The following is a 24066-nucleotide window of genomic DNA, read 5'->3' as shown; positions in this document are numbered from 1 at the left end:
GGAAGGACCCACCGTAGGACCGAGCGACGCTATTTCGACGGGGGCTCCCCTGCCTGCCCGCTCTTCCCCGTTCCGCCGTGGCCGGGGCCGAGGATGCGCGGAAGGTAGGCGGCGAAGTCGAAGTGCGGCGAGTTCTCCGCGTTGTGGCAGCTGACGCAGACGGCCTGTCCCGGCTTGCCCACGATGGTGGCCGGGCCTGGCGCGTCCACGTGCTTGGAGCCCGGGCCGTGGCAGCTCTCGCAGCCCACGTCCTCGCGGCCCGACACCTTGTCCAGCCGGCACACGCCGCCGGGCTTCTGCCAGCCGGTGACGTGACAGCCGATGCAGTTGAGGTGGTGCTGCTTGCCCGCCTCCTCCAGCGTCTTCCACGCGCGGTGGTGCTGGGTGCCTTCCCACACGCTGGACGCGTCCGGGTGGCAGTCCGCGCACGCCGCGCTGCCGACGAAGCCCGCCTGGCCCTTCACCGGGGCCGGGCAGTCCTGTCCGTGCGCCTTCGCCCACGCGAGGTTCAGCTGGCCCACGTCCGCGTCGTACGCCTTCACCAGCGCCTGCGTGTCCGGCGCGGTGGGCAGGTTCGACTCCAGCGGAAGGAAGCGCAGCGCGAAGCCATTGACGTCCGTGGCGGCCGCGGGCGGCGCGGTGAGGAGGCCCTGCTTGCGCGCGGAGAGCTCGTCGCGCTTGCCCTGCTTCAGCGCCTTCAGCTTCGGCTCGATGCCGGGCAGTGAAATCTCCTTGTCCAGGAGCGCGATGCGCTGCTCCAGCGCCGTGACCTCTCGCTCCACGTCCCCCTGCGAGCGCTGGAGCACGAAGGGCCCCTTCGCAGGCGCGTAGGTCAGGTCCACGCGCAGCAGGGATCGCCCCTTGCTCTGCACCGCCACCACCGGCACGTCGGAGCGGACCAGCCGGTTCTCCTCCGCGGAGAACTCACCGGCGCTGTGCGTGGCCACCACCAGGTTCGCGGCCAGGCCCGGCAGCGCTGCGGCGGCCTGCGCGGCCTCCAGCGGCTGGTCCAGCAGGCCCACCACGAAGTCCGCGCCCTGTTCGCGCGCCTGCTGGCTCGCCTTCACCAGCGCCTGGCCGGACGCCGCCGCCACCACGCCCACCTTGCGCGTGCCCGCGTCCAGCACCCTCACGCCGCCCGGGGGAAGCTCCGGCAGCCCCAGCCCCTGGCGGAAGGCCCCGCCGCGCGTGTCGTCCAGCTCGCCCGTGGCGCGCACGGCGATGCCCATGGTGCGGAACGCGTCCGCCAGCGCCTTCGCCTTGCGCTCCTCCTGCGGCACCTGGTCCGGCTTGAGGTGCGTCTCCCCGAAGAGGCTGTTGCCGCCGTCGATGTAGAGCACCGGCTGGCCGCCCTTGCGCGCCTCCTGCACCTGGAACGCCGCCCGGCCGATGCCGCCGCGCATGTTCTCGCTGCAGCCGCAGGGGCCCAGGTAGCCGCGCGTGTCCGCGGAGATGAAGAGCACCGCGCCCGGAGGCGCCGCGGGGGTGGGGGAGGCCGCCTGCTGATGCGTGGGGGCAGGGCCGGCGCCGCTCTCCGGGGCGCGCGGCTCCTGGCGTCTGCAGCCGGCGAGGAGCGCGCTCACGAGCACCGCGAGGACGGCCGCGCGCATCGTCATCACCAGAGGATGCTCTGCACCAGCTCGTCGATCTTCTCGCCCATCGCCTCCAGGCCGTTCACCTTGGAGAGACAGCCGTCCGCGCCCACCTGCTCGGCCAGCTTCGACAGCTCGTCGTCCGGCAGGCTGGAGAACAACACGATGGGGATGTCCTGCGTGTTGTACTCGTTCTTCAGCGTGCGGCAGATGTCCGTGCCCTTCGCCTCGGGCATGTGGATGTCCGTGAGGATGAGGTCCGGCCGCCAGCTCTGAAGCGTTTTCTCAAACTCCATGAGCGTGGAGGTGGCCACGACCTCATAGCCCCGCGCCTCCAGGACGGCCTTCTCCATGGCGAGGGTGATCTCGCTGTCGTCAATGAGGAGGATTCTTCGCTTCTCTTCGGACACGGCGACCTTCCTTGGGGGTCGGTTCTAGCCCACCACCCAGCGGCGCACCAATGCTTTCCCGTGTCGCGTTCCGGTATGGGTTTCCTGTTTTCGACCCCGGGCATCCCAGCGGCCGGGCGGGCTCGGAAACACCCACCGTCTTTCTCCGGCGACCGCCCGAAAAAGAGTATGGAGGCGCCCATGAAGCGCCATGCCTCCCGGGTCCTGGTGGCCCTTCTCCTCCTGGGGTGCGTCCTCGGGGGCCTCCCCGTCCTCGCCCTCAACAATGGCCTGGGGCAGGTCCCCCAGGACCTCGACCGGACGTCGCCGCGCGCCACGGCGCAGGGCTTCCTGGACGCGGTGCATCGCGGGGACTACGCCCGCGCCGCCCACTACCTCTACCTGGACCACCTCCCCGCCGACGAGCAGCCCGCGCAGGGCGCCCAGCTGGCGCGGAAGCTGAAGTTCGTCCTGGACCGCGAGCTGTCGGTGGACACGTCCGTCCTGCCGAAGACGCCGGAGGGGGAGTCGCCCAGCTCGCGCTTCGTGTCGCTGGGGGCCATCCCGCTCAAGGGCGAAAGCGTGCCCATCCGGCTGCAGCGCATCAGCGTGGACAACACGCCCACCTGGGTGGTGTCGGAGCCCACCGTGAAGATGGTGGACCCGCTCTTCGAGGAGTACGGCCCGCTGCTCACCGAGACGCTGCCGGCCGTCTTCTTCGACCGCACGGTGCTGGGGCTGGAGCTGTGGCAGTGGCTGGGCCTGGCGGTGACGCTGCTGGGCGCGTGGATCTTCTCGTACCTGTTGGAGAAGGCGCTGCTGGCCGCCGCGCTGCGGGTGGCGCGCTGGACGCGCATCACCTGGGATGACCAGCTCGTCGGCGCGGGGCGGGGGCCGCTGCGGCTGCCCTTCTTCGCCATCCTGCTGGCGCTGGGCACCTCGTTCCTGCTCCTGCCTCCCAGGCTGAAGCTGCTGAGCGACCGGGTGAGCTACTCCCTCACCATCACCGCGGTGGCGTGGTTCATCCTGCGCTTCCTCCGGGTGTCGGAGGCCTACGTCCAGAGCCGCGTCACCTCCGAGTCCAGCGCCCACCCCCGCGCGCGCTCGCTGCGCACGCAGCTGGCCGTGCTGCGCGCCGTCTTCGAGGTGGCCACCTACGTCATCGCCGCCGCGCTCCTGCTCATGCAGTTCGAGGTCGTGCGCAACGTGGGCGTGTCGCTGCTCGCCTCCGCCGGTATCGCCGGCCTCGCCATCGGCCTCGCCGCGCAGAAGTCGCTGTCCTCGCTGCTGGCCGGCATCCAGCTGTCCATCACCCAGCCCGTCAGCATCGGCGACAACGTGCTGGTGGAGGGCGAGTTCGGCACCATCGAGGAGATCACCCTCACCTACGTGGTGCTGCGCATCTGGGACCAGCGGCGCATGGTCATCCCCATCAACCAGTTCCTGGACAAGCCGTTCCAGAACTGGAGCAAGGGCTCGCCGGAGATGATGGGCACCGTCATCCTCCAGGTGGACTACATGGCGGACATCGACGTGCTGCGCGCGGAGCTGGACCGCATCCTCGCCAACGAGGCCGGGCACCTGTGGGACGGCCGGGTGAAGACGCTGGTCGTCTTCGACGTGATGGACAAGACGCTCACCGTGCGCGCCCTGGTGAGCGCGGCCAACTCCAGCAAATTGGGCGACCTGCGCTTCCTCGTGCGTGAGCGGCTGGTCGTCTTCCTGCGCTCGCGGCCCGAGTGGCTGCCCATGGTGCGCAGCGAGTCCCGCCCCGCGAAGCAGCTCCAGCCCTCCCGGGATGACCCGGAGGACGCCATCCGGGGCGCCCCGGAACCCCGGGCCTGAAAGGGGAGGGCCCTGGGAAAACGGGCGCTTGCGCGCACGCTCGCCACACGATGAATATGTCGCCCGTCGCTGCGTATACGCGCACAAGAGCAGTCGCACCTTCGCTGGGGAGTGCAAAGAGATGAAGCGTCCTGTCACGTTGTGCGGAGCCCTGGCGCTCCTGGCCGTCGCCGCGCCGCTCACCGCGAGCGCCCAGGAGCGGGGCCGCACCGACGGGCCCGAGGAGTCGGAGTACGGCAAGGGCGGCTACGGCGACAACCGCCGCGGCGTGTCGCTCCAGTTCGACTGGGGCGCGGCCATCAACTCCCAGGAGAACCCCCGGGGCGCGCCGGAAGGCCCGCCGCTCTTCGTGGGCGCCACCGTGTCCCTCTGGGGAGATGACTGGTACCGCCTGGACGTCAGCGGCGCGTACGTCTTCGACGGCGGGCGCTTCATCGGCAACGTGGGCCCCACCTTCCGCACCTGGGGCTGGCCGTTGGCCTTCACACTCGGCCTCAAGGCGGGCGCCATGGTCATCCCCGAGGGCGAGGGCCTGCGGTTCGCCCTGTCGCCGCAGCTGGGCGCGGAGCTCTTCCTGGATCGCCGCGACCGCGTGCTCATGGGGCTGCACTACTCGCCGGACATCCCCATTGGGGGAGGAGGAGTCACGAACCGGTTGTTCATGAACGTCGGATACCGGTTCTGACGGAAACGCCATGATCGCTCAACTGCTCGCCGCCGCTGTCGCGTTGACCACGGCCCAGGCGCCCCGCGCCGCCGCGCCGCCCGTGTCACTGCCGTTCCCGTCGGGGGACGTGCAGACCTACAACATCATCCAGTGGGACCCGAACCAGCTGCCGCGCATCTATGAGCGGTCGGACCAGCTTCCGCTCACGGACGAGGAGCTGACCCGGCTGTCCCAGGCCGGCTTCGAGCCCGCGCAGCTGGTGAAGATGATTGAAGAGCGCCGCTGCGCCTGCGACGCGAGCGCGGACGGCCTCATCCGCCTGAAGAAGGCGGGCGTGGACAAGACGGTGCTGGCGGCGGTGTCGCGCCACGGCCTGGCGCCCAACCGGGCGCTGAACCTGCTGGTGACGCTGGACTTCACCGGGGAGAGCCGCACCGCGCGCGAGGCGTTCCTCTACTTCTTCGTGGACGACGGCGACATCACCCGCGTGTTCTCCGCGAACATCCCGGAGCTGCTGCAGCGCCGCAACACCCACGAGACCATGGTGGACCGCAGCGACATCATGGTGGCCCGCACGGTGCGCCGCATCCAGCTGCCGGGCAACGTGCCGCTCAAGACGTACGGCCCGCACCGCGTGATGGTGGTGGCCAGCGCCAGCCCCACGCTCACGCACCCCTCGCAGCTCACCCCGCAGGAGCGCGCGAAGGCGCAGACGTACACCTTCGACTATCCGCGCGCCTCGCTGCAGAGCCTCTGCCGGCTGACGGCCGGCTACCGCCGCGACGCGGTGCTTGCCTACAAGTGGAACTTCGAAGGCAGCCGCTTCGAATGCGAATGGAACTAGGAGTCGACCCGACCATGAACACCCGCCGCCTGTTGCTGTCCGCCCTCGTCGCCGTGTCGCTCGCCGGCTGTGGAGGCCCGCGCGCCTTCACGCGCGGCACCTACGAGGACCCCAACACCATCGAGATGCTGGGCGACCGCTTCAACGAGAACGACCTGCAGCTCATCGCGAAGAAGATGGCCGAGTCGCTCGCCAATGCCCCGCGCTTCGCCCAGCCGCCGCAGGGCGCGCCGCTGCCCATCGTGCTGGTGGGCAAGCTGCGCAACAGCACCAGTGAGCACATCGACATGCGCTCGCTGGGGGACAAGATTCAGACGGCGCTCGCGCAGACGGGCCGCTTCGCGCTGGTGGACCAGCAGGCGCGCCAGGACATCGCGGAGGAGTACGAGTACCAGCAGTCCGGCTACGTGAACCCGAACGCCGCCAAGGCTCCGGGCCAGCAGGCGTCCGTGGACTTCCTGATGACGGGCGACCTCGCGTCCATCATCCAGGAGGTCGGCCGCGACAAGCTCGTCTATTACAAGATGACGGCGAAGCTGAACGACGTGCGCACCGGCACGATCGCGTGGACGGACGAGAAGCAGATCCGCAAGAAGTTCGAGAAGCAGGGCGTGAGCTGGTAGCCGTTCGCCGTGTCCAACCCCCCCGACATCGCAATCCAGGCCCCGCGCGTCTCCGCCTCCCTGGCGGCGCGCTGGGGCCTGCTGTTCGTGCTGGCCTTGAGCGTTCTGGGCACGGGCTGCGCCAGCGACTACGTGGCGCGCACGGCCTCCGCGCGCGCCGCGTACCAGTCCTCTGACTACCCGCGCGCCCTGCGCGAGTTGGAGTCCGAGCAGAAGGAGTCCCCCGAGCGCGACCAGCTCTTGTTGCTGTTGGACAAGGGCATGGTGCTGCACGCGTCCGGGCAGTGGGAGGAGAGCACGAAGGTGCTGGCCCAGGCGGACGAACTCAGCGCCCAGCTGGACATCACCTCCGTGAGCGAAGAGGCCGGCGTCCTGCTCAGCAACGAGCGGCGCCGCGCCTACCGGGGCGAGGACTTCGAGAAGCTGATGATCTCCGTCCTCCAGGCGCTCAACTACACGGAGCTGGGCCGGGACGAGGACGCGCTCGTGGAGGTCCGCCGCGTCAACGAGCGCCTGGAGAAGATGATCGTCGACGAGAAGAAGCCGTACGAACAGCTCGCCATCGCGCGCTATCTGGGCGGCGTGCTGTACGAGGACCAGCGCGACTGGGACTCGGCCTTCATCGACTACATGAAGGCGTACGAGCTGGAGCCCCGGCTGGGCGGGCTGGTGGAGCCGCTCTTGCGGCTCGCGAAGAAGACGGGCCGCGACGACGCCTACGCGACGCTGTCCCAGAAGTTCCCGGACGTGGCACATGCCCCGCTGGCCCCCGGCGACGGGCAGCTCGTCGTGGTGGTGGAGGCGGGCCTGTCGCCGCAGAAGGAGCGCGCGTCGCGGAACTACGGCGACTCCGGCGACCTGATTGAGGTGCCCGTGTACCGGGACCGCGGCGGCACCCCCCCGGTCCGGGTGTCGGTGGAGGGGCAGGCGGAGCGCGCGGTGACGGTGACGTCGCTGTCGCGCGTGGCCCAGGTGCACCTGAACGACCGCATTGGCCGCATGCTGGCGAAGCAGCTCGCGGGCGCGGTGGCGAAGGCGGGCCTGGCCGCGGGCGTGGGCGCGCTGACCAAGAGCAAGGAGTTGGGGTTCCTCACCTTCCTGGTGCTCAACGCGGGCAACCAGGCGGACCTGCGCTCCTGGCTTTCACTGCCCGCGGAGTTCCAGGTGGCGCGCTTCCGGCTTCCCCAGGGAAGGCACGCTGTCCAGGTGGAGGCGCCGGGCCGGCCGACCACGCACTTCGTGGAGGTGAAGCCGGGGCGGGTGACCGTGCTGGTGGTGCGAAGCTACTGACGGCGTCGTTTTGGGAGTAGGGTGCGCGCCCCATGTCGCCGGTCGTAGCCGAAGTCGTCCTGTACTCCTTCATCGTCGTGGTGAGCGCGCTGGCCGGTGCGGGGGTGGTCATCTTCAATGACCACTCCACGCGGCTGGTGACGTTCCTGGCCTTCGCGGCGGGCGTGATGTTCGGCGCGGCCTTCTTCCACATGCTCCCGGAGGCCTACGAGGGCGGCGGGTGGTGGGCCTTCGCGCTCGTACCCATCGGGTTCGTCTTCGTGCTGGTGCTGGAGCGCTACCTCGTCGCGCACGCCTGCGAGGAGCCGCCGGACTGCGCGGAGCACGTGCACGGCCACGCGCTGGGGCTCAGCGCGTTCCTGGGCCTGTCCACGCACACGCTCTTCGACGGCATCGCGCTGGGGTCCTCGGTGAAGGAGGGCGTGGGCGCCATGGCGCTGCTGGCCATCACCGCGCACAAGGTGCCCTCGTCGCTGTCGCTCGCGTCCATCCTCCAGGCGGAGGGCAAGAAGCGCGGCACCATCCTGGCGTACACGGCGCTGTACGGCCTGATGGTGCCGGTGGGCGCGGTGCTCTACTTCGGCTTCGACGCGGTGATGAAATTCCAGTCGCTGGCGCCCAAGGCCCTGGCGTTCTCCGCCGGCACCTTCCTCTACATCGCCGTATCGGACCTGCTGCCGCACGTGAACAAGCACGGCAGGGACAAGCCCGGACGCAACCTGGTGGCATTGGCAGCCGGGTTGCTGGTGATGTTCGTGCTCGCGCGCGTCCTGGGGCACACGGACCACTGAAGGCACCATGGAACGACGCAAGGACTGGTACGAGCACCCGGAGTACTACGAGGCCATCTTCGGCACGGACACCGTGCGGGAGGCGGACTTCCTCCAGGCGCTGAGCCGGCGCTACGGCACGGGGGGCAACCAGTGGCTGGAGCCCGCGTGCGGCGCGGGACGGCTGGTGGCGGAGGCCGCGGGCCGGGGCCTGAAGGTCGCGGGCTATGACTTGTCGGAGGCCATGCTCGCGCACGCGCGCAAGCGCCTGACGCCCGCCGAGCGCCGCCGCGTGAAGCTGTCCCAGGCGCGCATGGAGGACTTCTTCGACCCGGCGCTGGAGGGCCGCGTGGACCTGGCCCACACGCTGGTCTCCACCTTCCGCTACCTGGACAGCGAGAAGGCCGCGGTGGAGCACCTCACCGGCACCCGGCGCCTGCTCAAGCCCGACGGCATCTATGTGCTGGGCTTCCACCTCACGGACTACGCGCGCTCGGGGCCTGAGCACGAGCGCTGGGTGGGGCAGGTGGGCCCGGACAAGGTCGTGTGCAACACGCACGAGGGCCTGCCGGAGAAGCGCCTGCGCCGCTCGCCCATGCGCAACCGGCTGCGCGTCACCGGGCCGGACAAGGACTGGCTCATCGAGACGACGTGGTACTTCCGCACGTACGACGAGGCCCAGGTGAGGCGCCTGTTCCGCAAGTCCGGCCTGCGCGCCGCGGCCACGTTCGACTTCGACTACGACCTGGACTCGCCGGTGGGCCGCGGCAGCCGGCGCCTGGACCGCGTCTTCGTCCTGAAGCCGGACGCGCTCCCCCGGGGCTGACGACCGCCGCGCCGCCTTCCCGGTGTCGTTCGGTGGATGGTGCGCCCGCGCCGGGGCGTGGGCCTCCGGAGCGCGGGTGCTAGCGTCACCGCCATGGAACCCTCCGGGGGGGTGGGGACGAAGGCGAAGGTGCGCATCGAGAGCCGCGAGGCGCGGCTGCTCCGGGGGCTCGACTTCGCGGGCACCTACGTCTTCGCGGTGGAGGGCGCCATCGCGGCCATCGCGGGCGGGTTGGATCCGCTGGGCGTGATGGTCCTGTCGTTCACCACCGCGCTGGCCGGCGGCATCCTTCGCGACCTGCTCATCGGCGCGACGCCGCCCATCTCCATCCGGGACGAGCGCTACGCGGTGGTCGCCTTCGCGGGCGGCGCGACGGTGCTCCTGCTCCACCGCTTCGTGACGGAAGTGCCGCCCCTGCTGCTCGTCACACTGGACGCCGTCGGGCTGTCCCTGTTCGCCATCGCCGGGGCTCGCAAGGCATTGGACTTCGGCCTGCGCCCGCTGATGGCCGTGCTCATGGCCGCCCTCACCGGCTCCGGGGGCGGCATCCTGCGCGACCTCTTCCTCAACCGCGTGCCCGTCGTGCTGCGCGCGGACATCTACGCTGTCGCCGCGCTCTTTGGGGCGTTCGTGATGCTGGCGGGGCAGCGGCTGGGATGGCCTTCACGCACCATGGCCCTGGTCGGGGGCATCGCCTGCTTCGTGCTGCGCATGGTCAGCGTCTGGCACGGCTGGAACCTGCCGCACTTTCCTTGATGGGTGTGGAATGACCCTTCTGCTTGCTTGTTCAGCAAGCCGCTGTTCTGTCAGGCATTGGAAGTCCAACGGCGCGGCTTCTGCGTTCCATTTGGACGCGTCTGCGTTCCATTGAGACGCAGCCGAAGAGAGGCATTCCTCCTGACCCCGCGAAATCATTGGCGCGGCGCTGCTGGCACGGCGCGCGCAATGGGGGAGGGCCACATGCCGGCAACGGCGTGTACCGCATCCAGATGCACCCGGAGCGCGGAAGGAGGGGCCGCTCCTTCCGCGCTCTCCATCTGAATCCGCACCTCCCCGCTATCTCCGATAGAGTCCGCGCCTGTTTCCTGGACGGCTTCGCCGATCTCCGGTGGTGCTGCTTCCGCAGGGGAGGCGAGCGGATGCAAGACGAGTTGGCGCAGCTCATGGCTGCGCTCAGGGATTCCAGGGACTTCGAAACCGCGGCGGCGGCGACGTTGCGGCGGATGCTGGCCGTGGCGGAGGCCGAGGTGGCGGCCAGTCGGTATGCGGGCCGGGCCCGGGTCCTGCGCGGCATCGTCCACCTGCGTCCTGGCGAGGCGTACCGCCGGCTGGCGGCGCTGGACGTGGGCGCGCGTGAAGTGACGGACGCGGGCGTCGGGACGCCCTTCTTCACGTCCGCCACGGCGTGGCGCGCGGTGGTGGAGCACCGGTGCGCGGTGTCCATCGACGTGAACATCGGCACGGTGCAGCCGCACGCGCCGGACGCGCCGGTGACGGGCGATCCGAGCCTCGCGGGCTTCCACAGCAACGAGAGCAAGCAGCGCTTCCTCGGCCGCCACGCGACGCACGTGTGCGTGCTGCCCCTGCGCACGCCCGCGGGCATGGAGGGGATGATCTCCCTGGAGGCGGACTGCCTGGCCGCCATGGGGCAGGAGTTCGTCTGGCGTGACGCCGGGGACCTGCTCCAGCTGCTCACGGACATCGCCGCGCCGTACCTCACCGCGCTGCCGCAGCGGCCGGTGGCCACGCCGGAGGTGGACGAGTTCCTCCCCGTGGTGGGCCGCTCCATGGCGGAGCTCTTGCCCATCCTCCGGACCTTCGCGCTCCAGGACGAGACCATCCTCGTGAGCGGCGCCACGGGCGCGGGCAAGTCGCGCCTGGCGCGCTGGTGCCATGAGCGCTCCGGCCGCAGGGGCAAGCCCTTCGAGACGCTGGACCTGGTGACGGTGCCGGAGGACCTCCAGATGGCGGAGCTCTTCGGCTGGAAGAAGGGCGCCTTCACCGGCGCGGTGCGCGACGCGCCGGGCGTGGTGGCGCGCTCGGATGGCGGCACGCTGTTCATCGACGAAATCGACAAGCTGTCGCTGAAGGCGCAGGCGGGCCTGCTGCACCTGCTGGAGTCGCGCAGCTACCGGCCGCTGGGCGAGGGCACCGGCGAGAAGCTCGCGGACGTGCGCTTCATCATCGGCACCAACGCGGACCTGCACGCGCAGGTGCGCGCCGGCCGCTTCCGCGAGGACCTGTACTACCGCGTGAACGTGCTGCCGGTGCGCATGCCGCCCCTGCAGGACCGGCAGGACGAGATTCCCCTCTGGGCGCGGTACATGGTGAACCGCCGCCACCGCGAGCGGCTGCCGGAGGGCTCCGCGCGGCTGGCGCCGGAGGCGGAGCTGCTGCTGACCACCAGCTCGTGGCCTGGCAACCTGCGGCAGCTCGACAACATCGTGCGGCGTGCGTACACGCTGGCGATGGTGGAGCACGCGGGCGGCACGGGCGACCTGGTGCTCCAGGAGAAGCACGTGGCGCGGGCGCTGGACTACGAACAGTCCCCCGGTGGCCGTCCGCTGCCGGAGGCGCTGCGCACCGCGGCGCAGGCCTTCGTGGGCGAGGCGCGCCGGCGCGGCACGCCGCTGGACCTGGACTACGCGGATGGCTTCCGCGGGCTGGTGCTGGGCCTGGCCATCCGCCAGGTGGGCCGCGACGAGGCCTTCCGCCTGCTGGGCCGCGAGAGCCTGGTGAAGAACCGCAACCACCACAAGGCGCTCAAGCGCGAGCTGGAGAAGGTGGACGGCCTCTACAAGGCGCTGGGCGAGGACGGCTCCCCGTTCTCCGACCTGCTGGAGAACGAGGAAGCGGACTGACGAGGAGGGCGCGCCTTCAGTGGATGGCGCTGCCCAGCGGTTGGTAGTTCTGGTCGCGCAGGCCCACCAGCACGCTGGTGCCGTTGTCCATCACGCGCAATTCGCCGTAGCGCGCGTTCGCGTAGCGCTCCGCGTGGCCCTCCTGGAAGAAGAAGGCCTCCGCGCCCAGGCGCATCTGGGAGTTGCGGATGCGGAAGCGCAGGCGCACCTCGCCGGGCGCGAGCGTGGAGGCCGGCGGCTCGTAGCGCACGAACTCGCCCACGCCGTGCTCGTCCAGGTGCAGGATGACGTTGCCGTCCTGCTGGGGCTGCTCGCGGCCCTCGCGCCAGCCCTGGTTGATGGCGTAGTCGAGCACCATGTAGTCGCCCTGGATGAGCGAGCGCGGATCCACCGGTGCCAGCCGCAGCAGCACCGTCCGCCCATGCGCGAGAACGCTCTCCTTCTGCACGACGAGGAAGGCGAGCGCCACGAGCACCAGCGCGAGCCCTCCGAAGATGACGGCGCCGCGTTTCATCGGGCCTCCGTGAGCACGGCGGGCTCCCGCCGGATGAAGAACTGCCGCACGGCCAGGAGCACCAGCCCGCTGCCCGTGAGGGCAAGGGCCTTGGCCAGCAGCGTGATGTGAAGGTCGTAGTAGTAGTACGCGCCGAACGTCAGCAGGAACGCCACCGCCAGCCCCAGCATCACGCGGCTGCGGCGGTGGAAGCCGAGCGTCAGCATCAGCGCGGACACCAGCACGCCCGGCGTGCTCAGCGTCATCACCGTGAGCAGCACGAGCGCGCAGAGCGCTGGAATCCAGACGCGCTGGTCGTGCGCCAGCCCCAGCTCGCGCAGCACCCGCCAGCCCGTCACCCCCGCGAGGAGCGCCAGCACGATCGAGAGGTATGCGCTCGGCACGAACCCGCTCTCGAAGCGGAAGACGTAGTGGAAGCCCTGCTGTGCGGCCTCGAAGCTGCGGAACAGCAGCCACCCGGGCACGGCGCACGCGAGCGCGAAGGCGATGGGACCCACTCGGGGGCCCAGGGGGCCGTGCCGAAGCGCAGGCTCGAAGAGCAGGAGGCCGCAGAGCGCCGCGGCGCACACGAGCATCCACACGTCGATGCCCGCGCCACCGATCAGCTCCAGCTCCAGCACGCCGACGGACACGCAGAGTCCGGCCGTCGCCAGGAAGTAGAGGATGAGGTCCGGGAACACGGCGAGCAGGGCAAGCGACGCCACGATCCCCGCGAGCGCGACGGTGACGGTGCTCTCCCCCCATTGCCCCAGCCCCGCCAGGAACGCGCCCACGCCCGCCATGCACACGGCCAGGGCAAGCTGCTCCATGAAGGGCCCCTGGGTGGTCCGGCGCAGGAACACCGACGCCACCGCCAGCACGAGGCCCAGGCTGGTGAGCGCCAGCTCCTGATTCCAGAGCCCCGTGCACGCGAAGAAGCTGAGGAGGAAGGCGGCGGACAGCCACGCGCCAGCCCCCGCCAGCGCCTTCACGAACCAGGGGGAGGCGCCCAGCGCCTTCTGGCGGACTTCCAGCGCGGTGCGGGCACGGGCGTCCACCTCCGCGTCCACCTGGCCTTCGGCCTTGAGGCCGGTCAGCACGTCTTGAATGGTCGGTCGCAGGGCCATGATCAGGTCTCCTCCGAAACGCCCGTGGCCTGCGACTCGTGGCGCAGCCAGTACACGGCCAGGCCCACCTCGGCGATGAGGATGATGGGCAGGATGAAGAGGGCCAGCTCGTCGACGCGCGTCACCTGGATGAGGAAGTAGCCCACCGCCGTGGTGACGAGCGCGATGACGCTCACCGCGCCCACGGTGAGCAGGAACAGCTCTCCGTGCAGATGCCGGTGCAGTGCATAGATGGCCCCCAGCGCGACCAGCACCAACGGCAGGGCCACGCCGGCGTCAAGCGAGCGGTCGTACTCGCTCACGATGAACGTGATGCCCAGGCCCACCAGCGGCGTCAGCGTCATGAGCGACAGCACGCGGGGCATCCAGCGCCCCTGGAGCCAGGACACCTTCCGATTGGCGAAGTGCTCGTAGGTGGCCCAGGCGAACCCGTTGAGGAGTCCCAGCATCAGCGCCAAGTGCGCCTCCTGCGAATCGGAGCGCCCCATGCGCTGGCCCCAGAAGAGGATGACGCCGGTGTTGACCAGCACGAGCTGGAGCATCCACAGCGGCGTGAAGCGTGACAGCGCCACCCACGGCAGGATGAGCACGCACCAGCCGATGAACAGCTCATACGGATCCGCGCCCGTCTGGTACGCCTGCCCGTACACGGCCAGCAGCGGGCCCACCAGCACCGCGGCCGCGAGCAGCGCGAACTGGCCCGCGGGCCTGCCGCCCAGCCGCCACGCGCCCACCGCCGCCCCGGTGATGCCCAGGCAGATGAGCCCCAGCTTGAAGAAGCGCCCCATCTGCGCCCAGTTGAAGGCGAAGAAGTACACCACGCCCGCCAGCACCAGCAGCGAGCCCAGCGCCATCAAGGTCGTGGACAGGAACGCACGCCACGCGGGCCGCGTCGGCGAGGCGACCGCCAGCTGCAGCGCGCGCCCGTACGCGTCCGGGCTCAGGATTCGGGCGTCCGCCAATGCGTGCAACCGCTCCGGCGTCGCCTCCAGGTCGAGGAAGTCTTTCGGCACGGCGGAGCACTGTACCCGGTTCGCATCACGGCGGGGACGCCGCGCCGCCTCACGGGTCGGAGCGCTCCGCGTCCAGGAAGGCCTTCAGCTCGGGGAGCACGCGCTCGGGATGCTCCAACTGCGGACTGTGTCCGCAAGCCACGCGCAGCACCCGGGCCTGGGGAAACCCGCGCGCGGCCTCGCCCGCCAGGGTGACGGGCAGCGTCTCGTCGCGCTCGCCCCAGACGAGCAGCACGGGCACCTTCACCTCGCCCAGCCGTTCGCGGCGGTGGAACACCGGCCCCGTCAGCGGCACCAGCGCGTTGAAGGCCTGCGCGGCCTCCGGCCTGCCTCCGGGCACGCTCAAGAGCTCGTACCCCAGCGCGCCCAGCTTCTCTCCCAGGGGCGTCGGCGGTGGCGGCAGCATCCGGGCCATCGCCCAGGGGCCCAGGTTGCGCGCCAGCCGCTCCGGCCCCGCTCGGAAGAACAGGCGCGAGGCGCGCGGCATCTCCGGCCCCAGCCCCATCGCGTCCACCAGCACCAGCCGCTCCACCGGCACCGCGCCGCGCAACGCGAGCTCCAGCGCCACCAGTCCGCCCAGCGAGTGGCCGACCACGGACACAGGCCCGGGCGCGAGCATCCCCAGCGCCTCCTCCACCGGCGCCGTGAAGAAGCGCACCGCGTCCTCCGCGGACCGCACCCGCACGTCGGCGGGCGTGGATTGTCCGAAGCCAGGCAGGTCCAGGGCCAGCACCCGGTGGTGCCGCGCCAGCGCCGTCAGGTACGCGAACCAGTGGGTCGCGGAGTGCCCACGTCCATGCAGGAAGACGACCGTGGAGGCAGCACCCTCGGCGGGCCCCCCCTCGAGGATCCGCGCCGCGCCACCTCCGGGCAGCCAGTGCACCTGGGGCACCACGGCCGGGGCCAGCTGGGCCAGGAGCCCCGTCTCCACCGGGCCCACGGGCGGGGGGGCTCCCGGGGCGCCGGGGCGGCCGGCGGCGTCCCAGCGAGGGGGGAGGGCAGAGCGGCGGGGCGGGGGCGGGCGGGACATGGGGGGTGACCCTTTACGGCAGGGGGCGGCTTGACGGAATGTCCGGGCCACAGCGGTGTTGAGCCGGACGCCCGGGAACCCTAGGCTGCCCGCCGCCCAGGCCGACAGAGGGGACATGAACACCGACATTCGCGCGCTCACCGAACGCGTGCAGCAGGAAAGCAGCTTCGTCGAGGTCCTCAACCAGGAGACCGGCAAGGTCATCGTCGGGCAGCGGTACATGCTCGAACGCATCCTCATCGGCCTCTTGTGCAACGGCCACGTCCTCCTGGAGGGCGTGCCCGGACTCGCCAAGACGCTCACCGTGCGCACCGTGGCGGACTCGCTCAGCGCCACCTTCATGCGCGTGCAGTTCACGCCCGACCTGCTGCCGGCCGACCTCGTCGGCACGATGATCTACAACCAGCAGACGGCCGCGTTCACCGTCCGCAAGGGGCCCATCTTCGCGAACATCGTCCTCGCGGACGAAATCAACCGCGCCCCCGCCAAGGTCCAGTCCGCCCTCCTGGAGGCCATGGCCGAGCGCCAGGTCACCATCGGCGACCAGACCTTCGGCCTGCCGTCTCCCTTCCTCGTGCTGGCCACCCAGAACCCCATCGAGCAGGAGGGCACCTACCCCCTCCCCGAAGCCCAGGTGGACCGCTTCATGCTCAAGGTGAAGGTGGGCTACCCGACCCGTGATGAAGAGAAGGTCATCATGGACCGCATGGCCGGGGGCTCGTCGCCCAAGGCCCAGCGGGTCATCGCGCTGGAGCACCTGGTCCGCGCGCGCGAGCTCGTCCACGCCATCTACATGGACGAGAAGGTCAAGGACTACATCCTCAACGTGGTGTTCGCCACGCGCGAGCCCGCGCGCTACGGCCTCAAGGACCTGGCGGACTACATCCAGTTCGGCGCGTCGCCGCGCGCCACCATCGCGCTCGCGCAGGCGGCCCGCGCGCACGCGTTCCTTCGCCACCGGGGCTTCGTCACCCCGGAGGACGTGAAGGCCATTGCCTTCGACGTGCTCCGCCACCGCATCGCGATGACCTACGAGGCGGAGGCCGAGGAGCTCACCCAGGAGAAGATCATCCAGCGCGTCTTCGACCGCGTGGAAGTCCCCTGAAAGGCCTCCGGTAAGAGCGCGCCCGTGCTGCCCAAGGACCTCATCCGCCGCATCCGCAAGCTGGAGATCCGCACCCGCAAGGTGGTCTCCGACATGCTGGCGGGCCAGTACCACTCGGTGTTCAAGGGCCGCGGCATGGCCTTCTCCGAGGTGCGCCAGTACCAGCCCGGCGACGAGATCCGCTTCATCGACTGGAACGTCACCGCGCGCATGAACGAGGCCTTCATCAAGGTCTTCACCGAGGAGCGCGAGCTCACGGTGATGCTCCTGGTGGACGTGTCCGCCTCCAACGAGTTCGGCTCCAAGGACCGCACCAAGGCGGAGGTCGCCGCGGAGGTGGCCGCGCAGATCGCGTTCAGCGCCATCGCGAACAACGACCGCGTGGGGCTCATCCTCTTCTCGGACCGGGTGGAGAAGGTCGTCCCGCCGCGCAAGGGCCGCATGCACGTGCTCAGGCTGGTGAGCGACATCCTCACCTTCAAGCCGAAGGGCCACGGCACGGACCTGTCCGCGGGGCTCACGTACCTGACGCAGGTGTCCAAGCGGAAGGCCGTGACGTTCCTGGTGTCGGACTTCATGGCCACGGGCTACGAGAAGCCGCTGCGCCTGGTGGGCCGCCGCCACGACCTGGTGCCGGTGGTCATCGAGGATCCGCTGGAGCACCGCTTCCCCAGCCATGGCCTGGTGGAGATGGAGGACCCGGAGACGGGCGAGCGCTTCGTGGTGGACACCAGCTCCACCGCAGTGCGCGGGCGGTTCATGCGCGCCATGCAGGCCCAGCGCGACGAGCGCCGCAAGCTGTTCAAGAAGCTGGAGCTGGACCACGTGGAGCTGCGCGCGGGCGACGACCACGGCAAGGCGCTGGCGAACTTCTTCCGCGCGCGGGCCCGGAGGATGGCGGCATGAGACGCGCGCTCGCCCTCGCGGCCGTCCTCTTCGTCAGCGCGCCGGCGGCCCGGGCCCTGGCCCAGGCCCCCGCCGCGCCCAGGGCTCCCGTGGCCCCGCAGACGGTGGAGCCCACGGGCGCGTCCGCGCGGGTGGAGCCGGAAGAGGTGCACATCGGCGAGCCCTTCACCTACCAGGTGACGCTCACGCACCCGAAGGGCCAGCGCTATGAGCTGGTGGCGCCCACCGGCGAGGGCCCGGTGGAGCTGCTCCAGCAGACGCGCCAGCGCCAGGACAACGCCAACGACGCGACCACGACGTTCGGCCTGCGCTTCTCCGCGTTCGAACTGGGCAGCGTGCAGCTGCCGGACCTCACCTTCGACGTGGCGACGCCGGAGGGGCCGCGCCGGTTCGTGCTCAAGGGCCGGACGGTGGAGGTGGCCTCCACGCTGCCGCCGGACGCGCAGGGCCAGGGCGCGGAGCTGTTCGACTACCAGCCCCCGCAGGAAGTGCCCATCCGTTCCTGGACGCTGCTCTACGCGCTGGCGGTGGCGCTGGCGGTGGGCGCGGCCGTCTGGGCGCTGGTGCGCTGGTGGCTGAACCGGCCGAAGCGCGAGAAGGTCGTCCCGCTGCTGCCGCTGGACGTGCGCGTGCGCCAGTCCCTGGACGCGCTCCAGCGCGAGGACCTGCCCGCTCGCGGCCACGTGAAGGACTTCTACTTCCGCCTCTCTGAAATCGTGCGTGGCTACCTGGGCGAGCGCTACGGCTTCGAGGCCCTGGAGTGCACGTCGTCCGAGCTGATGGCGTCCCTGCGCAAGCTGCACACGCCAGGGCTGCCGGAGGACGCGCTGATGCGCTTCGTCTCCGAGTCGGACATGGTGAAGTACGCCCGCGCCGACGCCTCCCCCGAGTCCTGCAAGCAGGCGCTGGCCTTCGGCTACGACCTGCTCGCGAAGACGTACGTCCCTCCCGCTCCCCCCAAGCCCGATGCTGCCCCCGGACCTCGCGTTCAATAACCCGGAGGCGCTCTGGGCCCTGCTCCTGGCGCCGCTGCTGCTGGCGCTCGCGTTCTGGGAGCGCAAGCGCCGCGCCACGCTGCGCTTCTCCGCCGCGCACGTCTTCGCGAAGGGCGGCCGGGGCTTGCGCGCATACCTCCTGCCGCTGCTGCCCATCCTGCGCGTCGCGGCGCTGGTGGCGGCGGTGGTGGCCATCGCCCGGCCCCAGTCGCGCGACTCGCGCGTGCGGGATTTGTCGGTGGAGGGCATCGACATCGTGGTGGCGTTGGACCTGTCCACGTCCATGGAGGCCGGTGACTTCCGTCCGCAGAACCGCCTCAACGTGGCCAAGGAGGTGCTGACCGACTTCATCTCCAGCCGCGTGAACGACCGCCTGGGCCTGGTGGTGTTCTCCGGCGCCGCGTACACGCAGGCCCCGCTGACGCTGGACTACGGCGTGTTGAAGGAAGTGCTCAAGCAGCTGCGCACCCGCGTGCTGGAGGACGGCACGGCCATTGGAGACGCCATCGCCACGTCGCTCAACCGCCTGCGCGACTCGGACGCGAAGAGCCGCGTGGTGGTGCTGATCACCGACGGCGACAACAACGCCGGGAAGATCTCCCCGCTGGACGCGGCGAACATGGCCGCGTCGCTCCACATCCCCATCTACACCATCCTCGTGGGCAAGGGCGGCAAGGTGCCCTTCCCGCAGGGCACGGACCTGTTCGGCAACACCGTGTGGCGCGAGACGGAGATCCCCATCAACCCGGAGCTGATGCAGGACATCTCGGACCGCACCGGCGGCGAGTACTACCGCGCCACCGACCCCGAGGGCCTCAAGCAGGGCCTCCAGAAGGTGCTGGACTCGCTGGAGCGCTCGAAGCTGATGGAGGGCGGCGCCAGCGCCACGTACAAGGAGAACTTCCACCCGTTCCTGCTGGTGGCCTTCGGGCTCGCCGCGCTGGAGCTGCTGCTGCGCGCCACCTTCCTGCGGGTGTTCCCATGATGCCCACGCTGGAGGCCTGGCGCTTCACGCTCCTGGGCTATCAGGTCGGCCTGGCGCAGCCGGTGTTCCTGGCGCTGTTCCTGGTGGGCCTGCTGTTGGGGCTGCTCGCGCTGATGAAGGCGCTGGGCCGCAGGACGCGGCTGTCGGCGCTCATCGCGGAGCGCCACGTGGCGACGCTTGCGCCCGGCGTGTCCGTGTGGCGGCCGGCGGTGCAGGGCAGCCTGTATGGCCTGGGACTGATGCTGTTCGGGCTCGCGCTCGCGCAGCCCCAGTGCGGCACGAAGAGCGAGCTGACGAAGCGCCGGGGCATCGACGTGGTGGTGGCGCTGGATGCGTCCAAGTCCATGCTCGCCCGGGACGTGCAGCCCAGCCGGCTGGACCGCGCGCGGCTGGAGCTCAACACGCTGCTGGATGAGCTGAAGGGCGACCGCGCGGGCCTGGTGGTGTTCGCGGGGGACGCGTTCGTGCAGTCGCCGCTCACGTCGGACTACTCGGCGGTGAAGCTGTTCCTGCGCGCGGTGGATCCGGACGTGATGCCCCAGGGCGGAACGAACGTGGGCGCGGCGCTGCGGCTGGCCAAGCAGGTGCTGGACAACGCGGACCGGGGCTCCAAGGACCGCGTGGTGGTGCTGCTGTCGGACGGGGAGGACCTCACGGGCGAGGTGCGCGAGGCCACGGAGGCCCTCAAGGATGCGCACGTGCAGGTGCTCGCGGTGGGCGTGGGCTCGGACTCCGGAGAGCCCATCCCCGTCTACGACCGGCGCGGCGAGTTCGTGGACTACAAGAAGGACTCCAACGGCGACACGGTCATCACGCGCCTGGACCGCGCGGGCCTCACGGCCATCGCGGACGCCACGGGCGGCGCCTTCTTCTACCAGCCCAACGGCGTGGCCATGGGGCAGGTGGTGGAGCGCATCGACCAGATGCAGAAGAGCGAGCTGGAGAGCCGCGTGACCGTCCGCTACGACGAGCGCTTCCAGTGGTTCGCCATTCCCGGCCTGGTGTTGCTGGTGCTGGGCATGGCGCTCATCCCTTCGCGCCGGAGGGCCGCATGAGCACGCAACCGGTGCGGCGGCGCGCGGCGCGAGCGATGGCGGTGGGCCTGGCGGGATTGCTGGCGCTGCCTGCGCCCGCGTGGGCGGTGGGGCCGCTGGAGAAGGACCACCCGCTGGTGCAGCGCGGGCGCGAGGCCTACGCGGCCGGGCGCTATGAGGACGCGCTCAAGGACTTCGAGGCCGCGAAGAAGGAGCGGCCCAATGATCCGGCGGTGGAGTTCAACCGCGCGGACGCGCTCGCGAAGCTGGGCCGCACGGCGGAGGCGCGCGAGGCCTTCAAGCAGGTGGCGGAGTCCTCGCGTCAGCCCGACCTGGCGCAGAAGAGCTGGTACAACCTGGGCAACCTCGCGGCCACGGCGGGCGACCGCTCGGAGGCGCTCAAGTCCTACCGCAAGGCGCTCACGCTGGACCCCACGGATCCGCAGGCCCGGCACAACTACGAGGTGGTGCTGCGCAACCTGCCGCCGCCCCAGAACGGCCCGGATGGTGGCACCGACGGAGGCCAGGACGGCGGCAACGACGGCGGACGTCCGGATGCGGGCGAGGACGGCGGCCGGAAGGGTGATGGCGGCACGCCTCAGGACGGCGGCCAGGACGGCGGCGCGGATGGCGGCGCCGACGCAGGCCAGGACGGTGGCGCGGACGGCGGCCAGGACGGCGGCGCGCAGGACGGTGGTGCCGACGGCGGCGCGGATGGCGGCGGCGGGGATGCGGGCCCCGGTGACGGTGGCATGGATGGCGGCACGGATGGTGGCGGGGATGCGGGGCCCGGTGACGGCGGCGCGGATGGCGGCGCGGACGGGGGCCAGGGCGAGGGCGACGGTGACTCGCGCGATGGCGGCACGGACGGTGGCAGCGATGCCGAGCAGGAGACAGAGGCCAACCCGCGCGACGGCGGAAGTTCGCCGGGTGACGTCGACCGGCAGGAAGCGGAGCGCCTGCTGGATGCGATGAAGCAGAACGAGAAGAATCTCCAGCTCTGGCGTTTCCAGCAGAAGAAGAAGCCGAGGAAGCCCAATGAGAAGGACTGGTAGCGGTCGCACGGCGCTGCTCGCCGTGCTCGCCCTCCTCGCCACGGCGCCGGCGTGGGCGGCGGACATCGAGTTCTACCAGACGGTGGACCGCAACGAGGTGGGCACCGACGACACCTTCCGGCTCACCGTGGTGGTGGTGGACGCGCCGTCCAACGCCCAGGTGCGCCTGCCCGAGTCCAACGACTTCGAGGTGCTCTCCTCGTCGCGCGGCAGCCAGCGCTCCATCTCGCTGTCCGGCGGCGGCCCCGCCGTCATCCAGGACATCACCCGCCACGAGCTGCTGATGCGTCCGCTGCGCGCGGGCAAGCTCACCATTCCGCCCGCGACGCTCACCGCGGGCGGGCGCACGTACCGCACGGACCCCGTGCCGATGACCGTTCGCGAGGGCCGCGCGGGCAACGCGCCCCAGGCGCAGCAGGGCGGCCGGCCGCAGCTGCCGGATCCGTTCCGCAACTTCCGCAACATGCCGGATCCGTTCGGGGACGACGACTCCGACCTGAGGGACGACGAGCCGGTGATTCCGCGCGGGGACTCGGACCTGTTCCTGCGCGCGAGCCTGGACCGCGACGACCTCTACGTGGGCGAGCAGGCCACGCTGTCGCTCTACATCTACTCGCGCGTGGACCTGTCCAGCGTGGACGCCGTGACGATGCCGAAGCTGGAGGGCTTCTGGACGGAGGAGGTGGAGAGCCCCACGCAGCTCACGGGCGAGCAGAAGGTCGTGGACGGCATTCCCTACCGCGCCTACCTGCTGCGCCGCCGCGCGCTCTTCCCGGTGAAGTCCGGCACGCTGCTCATCACCCCGGCGGAGGCGGACATCACCACGGGCTTCCTCTTCGCGGGCCACCGCGTGCACCGCGTCTCCAACGGCCTGAAGGTGAAGGTGCGCCCGCTGCCGAACGGCGCGCCGCCGAACATGTCCAACGCGAACGTGGGCTCGTGGCGCATGTCGCTGGACATGTCGCAGACGCGCGTGGAGCTGGGCCAGCCCATCACGGTGAAGGTCATCCTGGAGGGGCAGGGCAACGTGAAGAACGTCACCCCGCCCAAGCTCACCGGCCCGGCCTCGCTGAAAATCTACGAGCCGACGACGACGGACAAGCTCGCGCCCAACCGCAACCGCATCCAGGGCCGCCGCGTGGTGGAGTACCTGGTGATGCCGCAGCGCACGGGCACCTTCACGCTGCCGGAGCTGCGCTTCCCCTACTTCGACCCCGTGCGGCGCCAGTACGAGGTGGCGCGCACGGACCCGGTGACCGTCACGGTGGAGGCGGGCGCGGGCGGCGTGTCGTCGCTGCCGTCGACGATGACGCCGTCGCAGGTGGCGGACGCGGCCAACGAGCAGAAGAACGTGCTCACCACCGGAGGCCTGCGTCCGGTGCGCGCGCAGGCGCACTTCGTGGGGCCGTCGCAGCCCGTGTGGATGCGGCCCTTCTTCGTCGCGGGCGTGCTGGCGCCGCTGGGCCTGCTGGCGGGCGTGGCGTTCGTGGGCGGCATGCGCGGCCGGCTGGCCACCCGCTCGGAGGCGGGCCGGAGCCGTCAGCAGGCGAAGGCCGCGCGCAAGCGGTTGGCGGAAGCGGAGAAGCTCAAGGCGGGGGCGGACGCGGGCGCGTTCTACGTGGAGGTGGAGCGGGCCATGACGGGCTTCCTGGAGGCGCAGCTGGGCTTCCCCGTCGGCGGGCTGACGCGCGAGGCGCTGGGCGAGAAGCTGGCGGCGGCGGGCGTGGACGCGGAGCGGCGCTCGCGCGTGCTCTTCGTGCTGGAGGCGTGCGACCTGGGCCGCTACGGCGGCGGGGTGGAGCCGGGGGAGCGGCGCAAGGTGCTGGCGACGGCGGCGGCGGTGATGGAAGGGTGGGCGTGATGAGCGACGCGTCGACGCAGGGCTACTACACCGCCGAGGAGGCGGAGGCCGTCTTCCAGCAGGCCAACGACGCGTACGGGCGCGAGGACTACGCCACCGCGCAGGCCCACTACGAGAAGCTCCTGGCCCACGGCTTCGGCGGGCCCGACGTGCTCTACAACCTGGGCACCACGCACCTGGCCCGGGGCGACCTGGGCCGCGCGGTGCTGGCGCTGGAGCAGGCCCGGAAGCAGGGCGGACGCGCCGCGGACCTGGAGGCCAACCTGGCCCTGGCGCGCGCGCGGCAGGTGGACAAGGTCGTGGGCGCCTCCGCGGACGAGGCCTTCCTTCCCCGGCTGGCGGCCGCGACGGACGGCGAGGCCGTGACGTGGGTCTTCTTCGTCGCGTGGCTGGTGGGCTTCGCGCTGCTGCTCTTCCGGCGCCTCTTCCCCGCCATGCGCCGCACGGTGGTGGCGGTGGTGGCGGGCCTCTGCCTCACGGCCGCGGTGCCGGCGGCGCTGCTCCTGGCCGCGCACATCTGGGTGCACCAGAACGTGCATGAGGCCGTGGTGCTGTCGCCTACGCTGGTGGCGAGGGAGCTGCCGCGCTCGGAGGGGCGCTCCCTCTTCGAGGTGCACGCCGGCCTGAAGGTGCAGCTCCTGGAGGAGACGGGGAAGTACGTGCGCATCCGCCTGCCCAACGGCCTGGAGGGCTGGGCCGAGCGCGACGGCGTCTCCGAAATCTAGGCGGGGCCGGAACGACCCCCGCCCGTGGAG

The 24066-nt window shown here is 71.0% G+C and carries 23 protein-coding genes; 17 read left to right on the top strand and 6 right to left on the bottom strand.

The genetic code is table 11. The features are described 5' to 3' along the window. Nucleotides 1-29: 29 nt before the first annotated feature. Together KYK13_RS29930 and KYK13_RS29925 are read right to left on the bottom strand one after the other, a co-directional pair. Nucleotides 30-1610 carry a cytochrome c family protein gene (locus KYK13_RS29930; RefSeq protein ID WP_223636570.1) on the bottom strand — a complete coding sequence of 527 codons (1581 nt, stop codon included), beginning with the start codon at nt 1608-1610 and terminating at the stop codon, nt 30-32. A gap of 5 nt (nt 1611-1615) precedes the next feature. Further along, entirely contained in the window at nt 1616-2002 is a 387-nt protein-coding gene (locus KYK13_RS29925; protein WP_206790174.1) for a PleD family two-component system response regulator, read from the bottom strand. A 180-nt stretch (nt 2003-2182) separates the two neighbouring features. Here KYK13_RS29925 and KYK13_RS29920 point away from each other — a divergent pair, with 180 nt between their 5' ends. From KYK13_RS29920 to KYK13_RS29880, 9 genes are all read left to right on the top strand, one after another. Then, the gene (locus KYK13_RS29920) at nt 2183-3826 is read left to right on the top strand and encodes a mechanosensitive ion channel family protein (RefSeq protein ID WP_223636568.1); all 1644 of its coding nucleotides are present in this window, start codon (nt 2183-2185) and stop codon (nt 3824-3826) included. Between the two features lie 121 nt (nt 3827-3947). After that, entirely contained in the window at nt 3948-4511 is a 564-nt protein-coding gene (locus tag KYK13_RS29915; RefSeq protein ID WP_223636566.1) for a hypothetical protein, read from the top strand. Nucleotides 4512-4521: 10 nt separating this feature from the next. After that, a complete protein-coding gene (locus tag KYK13_RS29910) occupies nt 4522-5337 on the top strand; it encodes a hypothetical protein (RefSeq protein ID WP_223636564.1) in 816 nt (271 codons plus the stop codon). A 14-nt stretch (nt 5338-5351) separates the two neighbouring features. Beyond that, nucleotides 5352-5960 carry a penicillin-binding protein activator LpoB gene (gene lpoB, locus KYK13_RS29905; protein ID WP_223636563.1) on the top strand — a complete coding sequence of 203 codons (609 nt, stop codon included), beginning with the start codon at nt 5352-5354 and terminating at the stop codon, nt 5958-5960. 60 nt (nt 5961-6020) lie between these two features. Continuing rightward, the gene (locus tag KYK13_RS29900) at nt 6021-7250 is read left to right on the top strand and encodes a COG3014 family protein (RefSeq protein WP_370645451.1); all 1230 of its coding nucleotides are present in this window, start codon (nt 6021-6023) and stop codon (nt 7248-7250) included. 32 nt (nt 7251-7282) lie between these two features. Next, nucleotides 7283-8041, top strand: a complete 759-nt coding sequence (locus KYK13_RS29895) for a ZIP family metal transporter (RefSeq protein ID WP_223636561.1) — start codon at nt 7283-7285, stop codon at nt 8039-8041. 7 nt (nt 8042-8048) lie between these two features. Continuing rightward, nucleotides 8049-8846 (top strand): bifunctional 2-polyprenyl-6-hydroxyphenol methylase/3-demethylubiquinol 3-O-methyltransferase UbiG, encoded by a 798-nt coding sequence (locus KYK13_RS29890; RefSeq protein ID WP_223636559.1) that lies wholly within the window; start codon nt 8049-8051, stop codon nt 8844-8846. A 93-nt stretch (nt 8847-8939) separates the two neighbouring features. Next, complete coding sequence (locus KYK13_RS29885; RefSeq protein WP_223636557.1) at nt 8940-9602, top strand: trimeric intracellular cation channel family protein; 663 nt, start codon at nt 8940-8942, stop codon at nt 9600-9602. A gap of 383 nt (nt 9603-9985) precedes the next feature. After that, nucleotides 9986-11707, top strand: coding sequence for a sigma-54 dependent transcriptional regulator (locus tag KYK13_RS29880; RefSeq protein WP_223636554.1), 1722 nt, complete (start codon nt 9986-9988; stop codon nt 11705-11707). A gap of 16 nt (nt 11708-11723) precedes the next feature. Here KYK13_RS29880 and KYK13_RS29875 read toward each other — a convergent pair whose 3' ends face one another. From KYK13_RS29875 to KYK13_RS29860, 4 genes are read right to left on the bottom strand one after another with little or no spacing between them, the layout of a single operon-like run. After that, the gene (locus KYK13_RS29875; RefSeq protein ID WP_223636551.1) at nt 11724-12221 is read right to left on the bottom strand and encodes a GDYXXLXY domain-containing protein; all 498 of its coding nucleotides are present in this window, start codon (nt 12219-12221) and stop codon (nt 11724-11726) included. Then, nucleotides 12218-13327 (bottom strand): DUF4401 domain-containing protein, encoded by a 1110-nt coding sequence (locus KYK13_RS29870; RefSeq protein WP_223636549.1) that lies wholly within the window; start codon nt 13325-13327, stop codon nt 12218-12220. The genes KYK13_RS29875 and KYK13_RS29870 overlap by 4 nt, the downstream gene beginning before the upstream one ends. 2 nt (nt 13328-13329) lie before the next feature. Then, the gene (locus tag KYK13_RS29865; RefSeq protein ID WP_223636546.1) at nt 13330-14340 is read right to left on the bottom strand and encodes a DUF2157 domain-containing protein; all 1011 of its coding nucleotides are present in this window, start codon (nt 14338-14340) and stop codon (nt 13330-13332) included. 49 nt (nt 14341-14389) lie between these two features. Beyond that, the gene (locus tag KYK13_RS29860) at nt 14390-15370 is read right to left on the bottom strand and encodes an alpha/beta fold hydrolase (protein WP_223636544.1); all 981 of its coding nucleotides are present in this window, start codon (nt 15368-15370) and stop codon (nt 14390-14392) included. Nucleotides 15371-15485: 115 nt separating this feature from the next. On the opposite strand from KYK13_RS29860, the gene KYK13_RS29855 reads away from it, so the two are divergent. The 8 genes from KYK13_RS29855 to KYK13_RS29820 are packed head-to-tail and all read left to right on the top strand — an operon-like array spanning nt 15486 to nt 24036. Then, the gene (locus tag KYK13_RS29855) at nt 15486-16475 is read left to right on the top strand and encodes a MoxR family ATPase (RefSeq protein ID WP_223636542.1); all 990 of its coding nucleotides are present in this window, start codon (nt 15486-15488) and stop codon (nt 16473-16475) included. Nucleotides 16476-16499: 24 nt separating this feature from the next. After that, entirely contained in the window at nt 16500-17381 is an 882-nt protein-coding gene (locus KYK13_RS29850) for a DUF58 domain-containing protein (RefSeq protein WP_223636540.1), read from the top strand. Then, on the top strand, nt 17378-18376 hold the full coding sequence (locus KYK13_RS29845; protein ID WP_223636538.1) for a hypothetical protein: 999 nt from the start codon (nt 17378-17380) through the stop codon (nt 18374-18376). The genes KYK13_RS29850 and KYK13_RS29845 overlap by 4 nt, the downstream gene beginning before the upstream one ends. Continuing rightward, complete coding sequence (locus KYK13_RS29840; protein WP_370645450.1) at nt 18351-19361, top strand: VWA domain-containing protein; 1011 nt, start codon at nt 18351-18353, stop codon at nt 19359-19361. Before KYK13_RS29845 ends, KYK13_RS29840 begins: the two co-directional genes overlap by 26 nt. Continuing rightward, on the top strand, nt 19361-20416 hold the full coding sequence (locus tag KYK13_RS29835; RefSeq protein WP_223646834.1) for a VWA domain-containing protein: 1056 nt from the start codon (nt 19361-19363) through the stop codon (nt 20414-20416). Before KYK13_RS29840 ends, KYK13_RS29835 begins: the two co-directional genes overlap by 1 nt. Then, nucleotides 20413-21450, top strand: coding sequence for a tetratricopeptide repeat protein (locus KYK13_RS29830; RefSeq protein ID WP_223636533.1), 1038 nt, complete (start codon nt 20413-20415; stop codon nt 21448-21450). Before KYK13_RS29835 ends, KYK13_RS29830 begins: the two co-directional genes overlap by 4 nt. Then, nucleotides 21434-23311, top strand: a complete 1878-nt coding sequence (locus KYK13_RS29825; RefSeq protein WP_223636531.1) for a BatD family protein — start codon at nt 21434-21436, stop codon at nt 23309-23311. The genes KYK13_RS29830 and KYK13_RS29825 overlap by 17 nt, the downstream gene beginning before the upstream one ends. Then, the gene (locus KYK13_RS29820) at nt 23311-24036 is read left to right on the top strand and encodes an SH3 domain-containing protein (RefSeq protein ID WP_223636529.1); all 726 of its coding nucleotides are present in this window, start codon (nt 23311-23313) and stop codon (nt 24034-24036) included. Before KYK13_RS29825 ends, KYK13_RS29820 begins: the two co-directional genes overlap by 1 nt. Nucleotides 24037-24066 lie beyond the last annotated feature (30 nt).

Source organism: Corallococcus sp. EGB (assembly GCF_019968905.1).
In the GTDB taxonomy this organism is placed as follows: domain Bacteria; phylum Myxococcota; class Myxococcia; order Myxococcales; family Myxococcaceae; genus Corallococcus.
This window is presented reverse-complemented; position numbering and strand designations above follow the sequence as displayed.